Consider the following 13,675-nt stretch of genomic DNA (forward strand, 5'->3'; position numbering starts at 1 on the left):
CAACGCAATGAGATTGGTCGCGAGCCTCCTGCGACCATTACCCAAACAAAATCGCGATCACGACCGAGACCGTGATCAGCAGCGCACCCGCCAGCCGCAAGATCATCACGCGGATTGTCAAATCGGCTTCGCTCCCGCCCCAGATCACCGCGGTCCCCCAGGCGAGCAAGACGCCCCAGATGCCGCGCATCGAATAGACCACGTTGACTCGCGGCGCGTCGCCGAATGCCGACAGCGTGAACACGATGCACATCGCCTGCATCGCGATCAACATCCCGCCCAGCAACAACGGCCGCCGCACCCGCGGGTCGGCCAGTTTTTCTTTCTGGAATCCGACCAAAAACACGCTGGAATAAACCGCCACGCTCCAGAACATCAGGGGCAAAAACCGCCCGGTCGACCAGGCGGCTCCCGGCGAGGAGCAGAATTTCTGGACCAGCACATCGAACACCGAAAAGGAACAGCTGGCCGCCAAGGCGCTCAAAATCGTGTACCAGATCCGTTTGCGATGCCCGCCGCCGGTCCACTGCACCAGGGCAATGCCCACGGTCGCCAAAACGGCGGCCAGCCAGATGGCGGCGGCCAGATTCTGTCCGCCGATCAAGGTCGCCATGATGGCGACCAACAACACCTTGATCCCGAACAGCGGCGCCGCGATCGAGACGTCGCCATGGTTGATCGCGAAAAAGGTCCCGATCTGGCCGCTGACGTAGAACAGCGCCACCAACGCGGGTTGCCAGGCCAGCGCCCAAGGGATGGGATCGCTTTCCAGAAACCAAAACGACGAAAACAGGGTGGCCGCCCACAGGTTGGCCACCAGCGTCACCGTCCAGGGGTTCGTTCCGGCCACCGTCGCACGCTTTAAAAACAACAACCCGCTGGCGAACAGCACGCTGGCCAGCAGCGGGAACAACAAGTGGTAGGAATCTTCAAGCACAAATCGGTCGCTGTCGGTGGGTTGGGCGGAAGAACATACCGCGCACGCACCGCTTCCGGCAGCGGCCCTGACAGCGGCTAAGTGAGCTGGCAGAGCCAGCATCCACCGCGTTCCCGATCCCGCCTGGTTCCAAGGCTCCCGCCTTGGAACCCACTGCCCCCCAGACTCCGCCTGGACCACCACGCCGAGAGCTGGCAGAGCCAGCATTCACCGCGTTCCCGGGCGGGAGCCCGGGAACGAGATCCCGCCCTGGTTCCAAGGCTCCCGCCTTGGAACCCACTGCTCTCCAGGCTCCGCCTGGCCCTCCGCGCCGAGAAAGCCGCCGGGGCTGGAAACCAGAAAGTTCGTAGAACAATTCAACAGAAAAAAAGCTGTGGCGATCCGACCGGCATACAATCCGAGCAGTCCGTCCGCATCGTCATTCTTTGGGGCATTGAAATGACACGTACACGCTACCGCTTCGGTGAAGATTTCCAACCGCATTTCTTGACGTGCACCGTCGTAGCCTGGCTGCCGGTTTTTTCCAGCCCGGACTTTGCCAATACGCTGCTCAGCAGTTGGCGATTTCTTCAAACTGAACGTGGCATCAGGTTGCTTGCCTGGGTCATCCTGGAAAACCATGTTCACTGGATTGCCGTTGGCCCTAAACTTCGCCAACGTGCCGCGGAATTCAAATCATTCACCGCCACCAGGATCATTCAACAGATGGAGCGGAAGGGCTATCGCACACTGCTGCAAGAGCTTCATTTTGTCAAGCTGCGGCACCGAAACGCTCAACGACATCAGCTTTGGCAGGAGGGATTCCACCCCAAGGTGATGGAGTCGGTACAAGTGCTGTCACAGAAGGTCGAGTACATCCACAACAATCCACTTCGACGTGGTTTCGTTGACGATCCGCTGCATTGGCGCTATTCAAGCGCTCGAGCGTACGCGGGGCTGGAAAGCCTGCTCGACGTCGAGATCGATTGGCATTGAGCCGTCGCGATCGCACGAGACTCGTACGCCCGGAAAGCTGGCAGAGCCAGCATTCACCGCGTTCCCGGGCGGGAGCCCGGGAACGAGATACCGCCTTGGAACCCACTGCTCCCCCAGCCTCCGCTTGGACCACCACGCCGACAGAGCGGCAGAGCCAGCATTCAGTGCGTTCCCGGGCGGGAGCCCGGGAACGAGTCCTGACTCGGAACCCACTGCCCCCCAGACTCCCGCCTGGACCACCGCGCCGACAAAGCTGGCAGAGCCCGCCCGCAGTGCGTTCCCGGATGGGGACACGCCGAATCCGCGAACATTCCGTGAAGTTGCCGCACCAGTGCTTGACTCGGGGCGTACAAATATCGCATAACCGCCTCGACGGAGTATTCTGGGGGCATCCAACCCGAACCCATCCCATGAAGCCACGGCAGAACATCCTTGCGATTTTCGCCGCCGCCACGTTGCTGCTCGGCAATGCGGCCGGATGGGTGCACGTTGCGCAGCACCGGCACCACGGGTGTTCACACCCCACGGCGTGTGATCTGGGGTCGGCATCCCCACATCACGTCCAGTCTTCAACCGGGCACTCGGCTGAGCACTGCGATTGCCACGAATCTCCGCTGCGAAAGCATTGGCAGCATCCCGCCGCTGCCGAGACCGCTTGCCAGTCCCACCATCCCGACGGCAATCCCGCTCCCGCCGACGGGCACCACGGTGACGACTGCGCCATCTGCCACCATCTGTTCACTTCGCGCCACGGACTGGTCGGGTTGCCCCGACCGATCGTGGTCGCCATCGCCGCGCCGACCCAGAGCGTTCGCCCCGACCATGATGTCGTCGCTTTTGAGTTTGTCACGTCGGCGAACCTGCTGCGAGGGCCTCCGGCAGTCTGAACGACTCGACGCCTGAAGGCAGACGATCGTATCTCGCGATCGCTTTGCCGCCGTTTCGTTTTCATGCTGCTATTTCCCACCGCCCGACGGTCCCGCCAGCACGGCTGTTGTCGTTGCTTTCGCCGGGACAGTCCTGCTTGCCAACCCTTCGTCCGCGCTCCGGCCCGCCCTGCGGGACCGCTGCGAATGCAGGAGGGACGGGCAAGGGGCAACCGCCCTCTAAAAAGTTCTATCCATGAGAAATCATTTCCGAAAAACTTCGTCGCGATCCGCCTTTACCCTCATCGAATTGTTGGTGGTCATTGCGATCATCGGCATTCTGGTCGGTCTGTTGTTGCCGGCCGTGCAGTCGGCCCGCGAAGCGGCCCGCCGGATGTCCTGCCAGAACAACCTTCACCAGATCGGCGTCGCCCTTCACAACTACCACAGCAGTTTCAAACAGTTGCCAAGCGGTTGGATTGCGTCGGACGTCGACCATCATGAACCGGGCTGGGGCTGGGCCGCAGCGATCTTGCCGCAACTGGAAGGTTCCGCCGCCTACGGACAGATCAATTTTTCGCTGCCGATCGAACATCCCGAACATGAGTCGGTCCGGATTTCCTCCCTGGCGGCCTTCATCTGTCCTTCCGATATTCTGGAGCCGACGTTTTTCATCGGCGAAGGCGAAGACCACGGCGATGATCACGACCATGATCACGAGGACGAGGACCACGAAGATGACGACCACGATGATCACCATGCCAGCGGCAACGTGGACCTGGTCGACCACTGGTTGTTCCAGATTGCGAAAAGCAACTACGTCGGTGTGTACGGAACACAAGACATCCATGACGACCTGTACAAGGGCGACGGATTGTTCTACGGCAACAGCCGACATCGCTTCCGCGACATCCTGGACGGTCTGAGCCAGACGCTGATGGTCGGTGAACGCAGCAGCAAGTTGGGCGGATCCATCTGGCACGGCGTCATTCATGACGCCAATCAGCCAGCCGCCCGGGTGATTGGTGCTGCCGATCACGTGCCGAACGACCCGATCGGGCACTTCGAAGATTTCAGCAGCTACCACGCCGACGGAGCCCACTTCGTGCTGTCCGACGGCTCCGTCCGGTTCATCAACAAGTTCGTGGACCTGCCGGTCTACCACGCGCTCACCACGCGGGCCAACAAGGAAGTCATCCAGGCCGATCAGTACTGAACCGCGACGCGCGCCTGATTCAGGCTGCCGGCCGGACGGTTTCGGCGGCCGATTCGGATGACGACGGTTCGGTGCGGCGGATCACCTGTTCGGCGGCCAGGGTCGCCATGGCCTTGAGTGTCAGCTGCGGATTGATTTCACAGCCGGCGGGGAACACCGAGGCGTCGGCGACGGTCAAGTTGGACACACGCTGCCCGCAATCCGTTTTGACTTGGAACGTCTCCTGGTCGACGACTTCACCCAACGATGCGCCACCCTGGCCGTGCGTCGTCAGCAGGTTGACGAAGGCCGGACCGCGGCGACGGATCTCTCCAATCGCCCACTCCAAGTCGTTCATGTCGCGGATCATCGCTTGGCGTCCGCCTCGCAGCAACATGGCCTTGGTCGGCAGATGCAGCGTCACGCCGTCGCCGGGCTTGGCGGCGGCGAAATAGATGCGACCGATGCGGCGGATACCGGCCAGCAACAATTCGAACTCGCTGCAATCCAGTTCGATGTGGAATTCGCCACAGGCATCGACGTAGTTCTGACATCGCACCTGGGTGGGAACGACGATGCCGGACATGGAAAGGTGGTTGAACTTTCGCATCGTGCAGGCGAACTGCTGGAACCATCCGGTCAAAGCCAACGCGACGGTTCCCGGAAAATGGAACCAGTTCTCCAGGGCGGGTTCTTCCACCAATTCGCCGTCTTCGCCCTGCACCAACCGCCGATCGACCAGAAAGCACTGCGTGACGCCCGGTTCGGGTCGGTCCGAGCCCGACGGCCAGATGGGTTGGTCAAACATCGCGTACACCGCGGTGCCCACGTTGGCAGAAAAGCGTTTTCCGACGTGAGAGTTTCTCAGGCCGCCGGACGCCAGACCCTGCGCGAGCAGTTTGGTGGTTGCGCCGACTCCGGCCGCCACGACGTATTCGTCGGCCGTGACCTTGGCGTAGGTCCGTCTGCCACACGACTCCGTGCGGTGCACGTGCAGCGATGTCACCCGCGGCGTCCCCTCCGCGTCTCGGCGGATTTGCAACTTCGTCGCCTCGGTGCGATAAGAGACCCGCGCCGGTTCCGGATTGTGCATGGCCTGCACCAGGAAGCTGTTCGCCCCGCCCGGTGAATAGGGATGGATGCCGCCGATGTGGTCTCCGAAGCTGTCGACGGAGTTGTCGCTACCGCACCCAGAACACTGCAGTCGCATCGCCACCGGCAAGGGCTCGGCTTCCTCACCGACCGCTCGGCAACCTTCGGCAAAGCGCATGCTGCGATCGCTGATCTGAGTTTCCGTGACGGCGGTGTTGACCCCCAATTCCCGATTGATGGCTTGCATCAAGTCGGACAGCTGTTCGTAGGCGACGCCGGTAGGCTGCCGCTCCGCCCATTTGGTCTCGTAGATCTCCCGCGAGATCGGCAGGTGAATGGCGTTGTTGACATAGGGGCCGCCACCGAACACCCGGGCCTGGCAAACGTTGATCGTCTGCCGCGGCGGGATTTTTTTTCGGCGGTGCGGAAAGACCAAGTCCAACTTGGACCGAACCTTTCCCAGCCCGCCGCTGATCTGTCCGCCCGCGTCTTTGTACAGTCGATACAGAACTTCGTCGCTACGCGGCGGTGCCAGTTTGACGCTTCCGTCGGGCTGAGGCACGCGTTGGATCAATGCGTCGGGACTGACATAGTCGCCAACGTCCAGGATCAAAACCTTTCGCCCCTGGGCCGTCAGCCGGGTTGCCGCGGTGGCGCCGCCGGCACCGCTGCCGATGACCACCACGTCGTAGTGCTCCGAAAGGTCCGCCAGGGGTGGCGGAGCAATCGAGACCAGGTTGACGCTGTTCTCGCACGTCTCGCTCCATCCCAGTCCGATCAACCGCCGCGCGGCGGGCCGTGAATGGATGATCAGGCGGCCCAACATCGCCAGTCCACTGACCGCCATGTGCAGCAGGTGGTCTTCGTCCCACAGGATCAATGGCGGCGAGCCTTTGGTCCGCCGCGTTTCCCCCTGATTGAGCAGCCGTCGGATGTCGCCCGGCGAGTGATGTTTCAAGCGACGCGCGGTGTGCTTGATGCTGTAGAAATCCAACCAGATCAGCGCGACGCGAACGCCATATCGCATCCGGTAGGGGAGATGGCTGGCGTAGCGCAGCAGTTCGACGGCGACTTGGCAGGCGTTGTCGCCTTGATGTCCGCACCAGAGCGAGTCGATTTGGGCTCGCAGGATCGCAACCAGACTGTCGAACCGTTTTTCGCGGACATCTCGCAACGGGCATTCCGGTTGCGAAAGCGCCGGGAACAGCCCCAGCGGCAACAAGCCCGCCGACACCGCGTACTTTGCAAAATCCCGACGTCCCAGGATGTCCAGGGATGACAATTCGTCCATCAGGCCCTTCCCTGGTCCAGATCGCGAAACTCAATTGATGTGAAAAGACTCCGTCAGGGGAGCTAATCGTCGACGGGACGAATCGATTGGAGCCAATCTGGTCAGCCGGGCGGCCAAACCGAATCCCGATGCTCCCCGTACCGGTCATGCCGGATGCGCCGATGGTCGTGAATCCCTTCACGTGCACGGCGAACCCCCTTGGGACGCCCTGTCCGTTGGGCGATACTCTCATTCGGGACGTTTCTTTCCCCTGGCACCCGCAGAGCCGCCGTTGATGATTGCCCCGCAAGATGATTCCCGGCATTCCGCCCCAAAGACGAGCGCGACGAAGCACCCGCCGGCAGACTTTCACCTCAATCAGCCCTTTCCGCCCGCCGGCGACCAGCCGCAGGCGATCGAAAAACTGATCAAGGGATTTCGCTCGGGTGCCCCCGCCCAGGTCTTGCTGGGGGCCACCGGAACGGGAAAGACCTACACGATGGCGAACGTCATTGCGGAAGTGGGTCGGCCGGCCCTGGTGCTCAGTCATAACAAGACGTTGGCCGCGCAGCTTTACAGCGAGTTCAAAGAATTCTTTCCCGAAAACGCGGTCCACTACTTCGTCAGCTATTACGACTACTATCAACCCGAGGCCTACATCCCCCAGCGCGACGTCTATATCGAAAAGGATGCGTCGATCAATGAGGAAATCGATCGGCTGCGGCTGGCCACCACCAGTTCGCTGGTCAGCCGACGGGACGTCGTCATCGTCGCCTCGGTCAGCAGCATCTACGGTCTTGGATCTCCCGAGGACTACAAACAACTGGTCGTCGGACTGCGCCGCGGCGAAGTCGTCCGCCGCGACCACCTGCTGCTCAAGCTAGTGGACGTGCTGTACGAACGCAACGACATGGCGTTCGAGCGGGGAAAGTTTCGCGTTCGCGGCGACAGCATCGAATTGTGGCCCAGCTACGAAGAGTTTGCGTATCGGATCGAGATGTGGGGAGACGAGATCGAGCGGATTTCGATCATCAAACCGGTGTCCGGCGAAACCGTTCAAACTCTGGACCAAGTCTTTATCTACCCGGCCAAACACTTCGTGATGCCGGAAAACCGGATCAAACGCGCGATTCACGTGATTCGCGAAGAACTGAAAATGCAGTTGGAGCAGTTTCAGAGTCAGGGAAAACTGCTGGAGGCCCAACGGCTTTCGGCCCGCACACGGTTCGATTTGGAGATGCTGGCCGAGGTCGGTCATTGCCCCGGAATCGAGAATTACTCCCGGCCGTTGTCGGGAAAAGAACCGGGTGCCACCCCCGACACGCTGTACGAGTTCTTTCCGGATGACTTCATCACCTTCGTCGATGAATCGCACGTCACCGTCCCGCAAGTCCGGGCGATGTACGCTGGCGACCGTAGCCGCAAAATGACTTTGGTTGACCACGGATTTCGTCTTCCCAGCGCCTTGGACAATCGCCCCCTGAAGTTCGAGGAGTGGGAACAGCGAACCGGCCAAATCTGCTTTGTCAGCGCCACGCCCAGCGACTACGAATTGGAACGAACGGGCGGCGAGGTCATCGAGCAAATCATTCGCCCCACCGGTTTGTTGGATCCCGAAATCGAAGTCGTCTCCGCCCGCGGGCAGGTCAACCATTTGGTCGGCGAGATTCGGATGCGCGCCGAGCGTGACGAACGGGTGCTGGTCACCGCGCTGACCAAACGACTGGCCGAAGACCTGTCGTCCTTCCTGCAGGAGCAAAACATCCGCTGCCGCTGGTTACACAGCGAATTGAATGCGTTTGAACGCGTCGACCTGCTGCAGGAATTGCGATCCGGACATTTCGACTGCCTGGTCGGAGTGAACCTGTTGCGGGAAGGACTGGATTTGCCGGAGGTCTCGCTGGTCGCCATCCTGGATGCCGACAAAGAAGGCTTTTTGCGGAGCGAAACCAGCCTGATCCAAACCATCGGACGCGCCGCACGAAATGCCAACAGCAAGGTAATCCTGTATGCCGATCAGGTGACCGATTCGATGCGGTTGGCCATCGATGAAACCGAGCGGCGGCGTGCCCTGCAGAAGGAATACAACGCCGCGCACGGCATCACCCCGGCAACGGTGCGCAAAACCATCCGCGCCGGGATCGAATCGGAAGCGGCGAAACGGCGAAAGACCAACCGGGAAGCCCAAGAAACTTCCGAAACGACGTTTATCACCATCGAGTTTGTTGAAGCCCTCGAGCAAGAAATGCTCGCCGCGGCCGAAAACTTGGAATTCGAACGTGCCGCGCAGCTGCGAGATCGAGTGCTGCAGTTGAAAGACAACATCGGTAAACCGTTGGCGGAGATCGAGGAAGAATCTGCCGCGTCGACCGGCCCTGGACCGCGCGGACAGCGTCGACGTCGCAAGGGCACACGGGGCTCCTCCGGTCGGGGAAAGATTCCCCGTCCCAAACGGGGATGATCGCCGGGGTGCAGGTGACCGCTTGCGCCCCGTGTAGGATTTACCGACGATTGAAAAAAACTCCGGTGCCCTACCGCGGTCTCGTCATCGTGTTTCACACCGATTGGACGCCGCCGGCACCGGTCCCGGCGTTCGCGACGGCCTGTTTCACGGTCACCCGCCGGGAAACGGCATCGACCTTGCAACCAGTTCCCGGGAAAGGCTACCTAGCCTAGGTAGCGGAAAGTCTCTGGATTCATTGCCGTCGGTTTTATGATGCGAATGCGTACGTCTTTGCTTGTCTCCTGCCTTGCCGTGTCGGTCTTTTTCGACGGCGGATGGCAGACGGACGCGGCCGCTCAGTCCGACACCCCGATGACTCGGATGCGTCCGTTGGGCGCGCCCAGCGCTGTCGACACGTATCGGGGTGGCAGCGTCCGGCCGACCGCGGCGATCGAGACATCCGGCGTCACCACCGGACGAGTCGAAACGGCGTTTCGGCAGCAAGGCCAGCCGGTTCGATCCGACACCAACCCGGTGCGACAAACCGTGTGGATGCAATCCGAATTCACCATGCCTCCCGGAGCAGCGGCCGATCCGATCACCGGCTCGGGGAGCATGGGCGGACAAGCCCCGCCGGGCGGAGCGACAATGCCGCCCGGAACGCAACTGCCGGACACGCCACCGTATCCAAATTCGGCTCCCCCAGCATTGCCCCCGAACGCTGCCACCAGTTCCCCACGCGCGCTTCCGCCACCCGGTTCATCCACCGGCACCGGGTCCATTCCGCCGAACGCCACTGGGTCCCCGGTCTACCCGCCGAGCAGCGATTTGACGCCGATGTCCCAACCACAATTAGGCGATGGCGGATTCGCGACACCAAACAATTGCCATTTGATCACCGGGCCCAGTCCGTACATGGCGGCCAGCGCATTCGGATCGGCATGCGGATGCATTGCCCCGACGACGTATGTCACCCCGGTTTCCACCACGGTATCCGGCCCGGCCCTTCCGCCGGAAATCGCCGCCCCGGCCGCGATGCCTCCGCCGCCAGGGACGATCTACGGCCCCGCGGTCACGCAGGTACCTGCGGCCCCGCCTTCGGCCGCCCCGGCGCCATCGTTGCTCAAGTTTGGCCAGGAGAACTATCCGTTGCAGATCGGCCAGGGACTGTGGGGACAGCCGGTCGCCTACGTGCCCGGCCAATGCGTCCGAAACTGGCTGCGATACTTTTCGTTCTAAGCCCGAGAGGGCAGCGGCTGCGGACGGCGTGCCGGCCCATCAAATCCGATTTCAGACGCTGAGGGCACCTTGCAGCATCGGACATCAACGGATAATCTACCGCCCCTTCGAAAGTGAACATTCACTCGGTGAAATCGCTCTCGGAACCATGACCACTCGCGGATGTGGCGGAACTGGCAGACGCGCTAGATTCAGGTTCTAGTCCTCGCAAGAGGGTGGAGGTTCAAATCCTCTCATCCGCACTCAACACAGGGTTTTCGGTGATTCACCGGAAACCCTTTTTTTGTGTCGCGCCGCCAGCACGAAAGGAATCGATCGACGGAACACAACGAATTCGTTCAATCGCCCGACGTGACCCTGCCCGTGGACTTGTTTCTCCAGCTGTATCGCTGGGGGTCGAATTCAAAAGCATTCTTGGTCGGCGCTGACTCCGCCCAGCGTTTCGGCAACCACTTGGAAAGCTGGCGGATCACATCGGCGTGTCGTTCGGAATCGGCCAGGTTGGTCCATTCCTGCGGATCCGATCGATGGTCATACAGCTCTTCGCCTCCGTCGTGGTAACGGATGTAGCGGAACCGCCCGGATCGCACCGCCGCGTTTCCCCGATGGTATTCGATCACCGCTGGCCGATCCCAGGATGACATCGGATCCTGCAACAACGGCTGCAGCGAAACACCGTCGTGGCCGGAAAGCTGTGGCAGATTGCATAGCTGAATCAACGTGGGAAACAAATCCACCAGACCGACGGGAGTCTCACACCGGCCGGCCGGCGAATCGGGGACGTCGATCACCAACGGCACCCGTGTCGCCTCCTCCCACAGCGTGCTCTTGTGCCAGTGCTGTTTCTCCCCCAAGTGCCAACCATGATCGGACCACAGCACAACGATGGTGCGGTCCGCGTCCTGGCGGTCTTCCAGAGCGTCCAGAACGCGTCCGACTTGCCAGTCGGCGAAGGTGATGCTTGCCAGATACGCGCGGACAGCTTGCTTCCATTGATCTGCATCCACAATCGCCTTCAGATCGCTCCGTCGTGCGGAGGCCAGCTTTTGTCCCTCGGCGGGAACGTCCCTCAAATCTTCGGCCTGCGTTTGCGGCAGCCGAATGTCCTCGGTTGGATAGCGGTCAAAAAAACGTTGCGGGACGTACCAGGGAAGATGAGGCCGGAAGAATCCGCATGCCAAGAAGTAGGGGCGATCGTGCGACCCTCGCAAAAAGTCGACCGCGTAGTCGGCGGTGAGTGTGTCATCGTATTGTGATTCGGGGATCGGCAACGCGCCCCAATCGTTCTCATGCCCCAGACCTGGCACGCCGCTAAACGGAAACCCCGGCGGAGGCGGACCACTTTCCGACCAGGGGTAGTTGACGCGGCTCCCGCGAAACCACGGATCATTGCGAAACGTCAGTTTGAAGTAATCGTCCCACTGATTCGGCGGATTGTTGCCCGCCGTGTGGTGAAAGACTTTCCCCGCTCCAACGACTTTGTATCCCGAAGCGCGAAAGTGCATCGGGATCGTGACCACCTCGGGAAGGTTGGGTTTCCACCAGTGCCCGTTGTCATAAAGCCCGGTCGTCGACGGTCGCAGTCCGGTCATGACCGCCGCGCGGGACGGCGCGCATTTGGGTGACGCGCAATGGGCGTTCGTGAACAACATGCCTTGCGCAGCAAGACGATCAATGTTTGGCGTGTGCACCACGCCGTCGTACCCGCGCAAACACCCCACCCAATCTTTCAGGTCGTCGACGGCAAGGAACACCACGTTGGGTTTCGACGCCTCGTCGGCAATGACGGCTGAATGGGACACCGCGATCAACAACGGCCAGAGTGCTACCACACAACGGGCGAATCGAAAGACCATGGAATCACTCAAGGGTATCCAACACACAACGCACGAAGTCGATGCGATCGTAGGAACTTTTCCCAACGGATCCGGCTTCAAACAGAACGCCCACCTCGCCATCGGAAAGTTTGACCATGTCACTGTAGGCTGCCGGCCCCGTGTGAATCAAAGGACCATCTTGCCAGGTATTCCCCTCGTCGGTGGAGTAACGTAATCGCAGGTCGCTGCGGCCTTTTCCACTGGGGCCGTTGTCATCGGGTCCGGAGAACAGGATCAAGTTTCGCGGGTCTCCCTGCGACTTGGCATTGACCCGCAGCAATGCACACTGAACCACCGGCGGATCCAGGACGTCTGACTCGGGGACAAACCACTTGTATCCCGATTCTTTGGCGGGGACGAAGGTCTGACCGCCGTCTTCACTGAAGGCTTTGCCCCGCGTTCCGGCCGCCTTGCCGTGTTGATCGCGGGTGCTGAAGTACAGCCGACCGTCCTCCAATTCGACCACGGTCGTCTCGTTGGCATTCAGTTCATCTTCGTACGAATCGTCGACGGCTCCAAGTTGCCAGGTCTGACCGTGATCGTCGCTGTAAATGACTTGGACGCCATTGAGACCGTCGTCGGCGCCGTCTGGGCCGACACGATGGTCCGCAGGCACCACCAGACGCCCACGGAACGGCCCGTTTTGGATTTGGATCGAATGCACCGGACCGGTTGCGTACCAACCCCACGCCTCAGGTTTGACTTCCGCAGTGATCTCGCGCGGGCGGGACCAGGATTCACCGTGATCGTCACTGTGGGTCACAAAAACGCGATCGTTTTCCAACGTGAACGGAAGCCAGATCCGACCGCGATGCTCCGGATCTATCCGATCCACCACCGGCGCGGGATTGCCGATCGTGATCGAAGGCACGGCATCGGCAAAGAAGGCTCGGAAATCTTCGCTCTCCTGGACGACTTGCAGCGGTTGCCAACTTTTCCCGCCGTCGCTGGAACGTCGCAAGACCAAATCGATTTCGCTGGCGTCCCCTCCCTGGCGTGCTTCGCAAAACGCCAGCAGGTCTCCGTTAGCGGCTTGGACGATCGCGGGAATCCGAAACACCTTGTAGCCTTCGCTATCACGTTGAAACACGGTCGTCGCGGTGTGCTCATCGGCCGATGCCAAGCCGCACGAGGCGCCGACAATGCCGAACAACGATGAAACCAGCAACGGATACAAAAAAGAAAATCGCATGGATTCAATGATTGGAGGGATGAAAGGTGGATCCGGTGATCCTGGGGGTAATCCGCGAGTGATGATGATTCCCCGATCGAATGGATTGGCAATCGATAACGCGGCCCGCGTTTCCTTGCGCGAGCGGAGCGTTCAATCTGCCTGCAATTCGGCAGCGGTGAAGGTTTCGATCTGACCGAACCCTGCCACCAAATGCGCTTCGCCCACGGACAGACGGAAGAATCCAAAATCGCCGAAGTCGGCGTACATGGCGGCGGAAGGATGACGTTGCAGAAAGAGTTCCCGCAGCGTCGCATCGACGGCTCGATCCACCCGTTCCGCGTTGGCCCTCAGAGTGATTCTGGGCAGGGTCAGTGGATCCTCACCGTCCTCCGCCGGAGAGACGAGCAACAGCGAACAGGCCCCATTTTGATCCAGATTTCGCGTGTGTCGGGCAAGCCGGCTGAGCAAGACCGTGATCGCCACTGGGCTTTCCGCGGCAACGTTCACCAGGGTGACGAAAGGCCCACCTTCAGGATCCAACGTGCCCAGGCTGGCCGCCGGTGTGAGGCGAATCAAATCCCGAGCCAATTTGATTCCGGACATGGAG

Annotated in this window: 10 protein-coding genes and 1 tRNA gene; 6 read left to right on the plus strand and 5 right to left on the minus strand. The window is 61.0% G+C overall.

Annotated features, from left to right (window positions below):
• Nucleotides 1-37: 37 nt before the first annotated feature.
• The gene (locus tag FYK55_RS12995; RefSeq protein ID WP_161604482.1) at nt 38-937 is read right to left on the minus strand and encodes a DMT family transporter; all 900 of its coding nucleotides are present in this window, start codon (nt 935-937) and stop codon (nt 38-40) included.
• A 438-nt stretch (nt 938-1,375) separates the two neighbouring features.
• Between FYK55_RS12995 and FYK55_RS13000 the strand changes: the two genes are divergently transcribed.
• The 3 genes from FYK55_RS13000 to FYK55_RS13010 all read left to right on the plus strand — a co-directional run bounded on the left by FYK55_RS13000 (nt 1,376) and on the right by FYK55_RS13010 (nt 3,994).
• Nucleotides 1,376-1,912 carry an REP-associated tyrosine transposase gene (locus FYK55_RS13000; RefSeq protein ID WP_150076851.1) on the plus strand — a complete coding sequence of 179 codons (537 nt, stop codon included), beginning with the start codon at nt 1,376-1,378 and terminating at the stop codon, nt 1,910-1,912.
• Nucleotides 1,913-2,322: 410 nt separating this feature from the next.
• Nucleotides 2,323-2,799, plus strand: a complete 477-nt coding sequence (locus tag FYK55_RS13005) for a hypothetical protein (protein WP_150076852.1) — start codon at nt 2,323-2,325, stop codon at nt 2,797-2,799.
• Nucleotides 2,800-3,034: 235 nt separating this feature from the next.
• Nucleotides 3,035-3,994, plus strand: coding sequence for a DUF1559 domain-containing protein (locus FYK55_RS13010; protein ID WP_150076853.1), 960 nt, complete (start codon nt 3,035-3,037; stop codon nt 3,992-3,994).
• A 19-nt stretch (nt 3,995-4,013) separates the two neighbouring features.
• Here the strand turns inward: FYK55_RS13010 and FYK55_RS13015 are convergent, their stop codons facing one another.
• Nucleotides 4,014-6,356 (minus strand): GMC family oxidoreductase N-terminal domain-containing protein, encoded by a 2,343-nt coding sequence (locus FYK55_RS13015; RefSeq protein ID WP_150076854.1) that lies wholly within the window; start codon nt 6,354-6,356, stop codon nt 4,014-4,016.
• A 274-nt stretch (nt 6,357-6,630) separates the two neighbouring features.
• On the opposite strand from FYK55_RS13015, the gene uvrB reads away from it, so the two are divergent.
• From uvrB to FYK55_RS13030, 3 genes are all read left to right on the plus strand, one after another.
• Nucleotides 6,631-8,796 carry an excinuclease ABC subunit UvrB gene (gene uvrB / locus FYK55_RS13020; RefSeq protein WP_150076855.1) on the plus strand — a complete coding sequence of 722 codons (2,166 nt, stop codon included), beginning with the start codon at nt 6,631-6,633 and terminating at the stop codon, nt 8,794-8,796.
• 261 nt (nt 8,797-9,057) lie between these two features.
• Complete coding sequence (locus tag FYK55_RS13025; protein ID WP_150076856.1) at nt 9,058-10,017, plus strand: hypothetical protein; 960 nt, start codon at nt 9,058-9,060, stop codon at nt 10,015-10,017.
• A 158-nt stretch (nt 10,018-10,175) separates the two neighbouring features.
• Nucleotides 10,176-10,259, plus strand: a tRNA-Leu gene (locus FYK55_RS13030).
• Nucleotides 10,260-10,355: 96 nt separating this feature from the next.
• On the opposite strand, the gene FYK55_RS13035 is transcribed toward FYK55_RS13030, so the two are convergent.
• The 3 genes from FYK55_RS13035 to FYK55_RS13045 all read right to left on the minus strand — a co-directional run bounded on the left by FYK55_RS13035 (nt 10,356) and on the right by FYK55_RS13045 (nt 13,671).
• Nucleotides 10,356-11,885, minus strand: a complete 1,530-nt coding sequence (locus FYK55_RS13035) for a sulfatase (protein WP_201743705.1) — start codon at nt 11,883-11,885, stop codon at nt 10,356-10,358.
• Nucleotides 11,878-13,086 carry a sialidase family protein gene (locus FYK55_RS13040; RefSeq protein WP_150076858.1) on the minus strand — a complete coding sequence of 403 codons (1,209 nt, stop codon included), beginning with the start codon at nt 13,084-13,086 and terminating at the stop codon, nt 11,878-11,880. Before FYK55_RS13040 ends, FYK55_RS13035 begins: the two co-directional genes overlap by 8 nt.
• Nucleotides 13,087-13,218: 132 nt before the next feature.
• Entirely contained in the window at nt 13,219-13,671 is a 453-nt protein-coding gene (locus FYK55_RS13045; RefSeq protein ID WP_150076859.1) for a HugZ family pyridoxamine 5'-phosphate oxidase, read from the minus strand.
• Nucleotides 13,672-13,675: the final 4 nt, after the last annotated feature.

The sequence above is a fragment of the Roseiconus nitratireducens genome (assembly GCF_008629675.1).
Lineage (GTDB): Bacteria > Planctomycetota > Planctomycetia > Pirellulales > Pirellulaceae > Stieleria > Stieleria nitratireducens.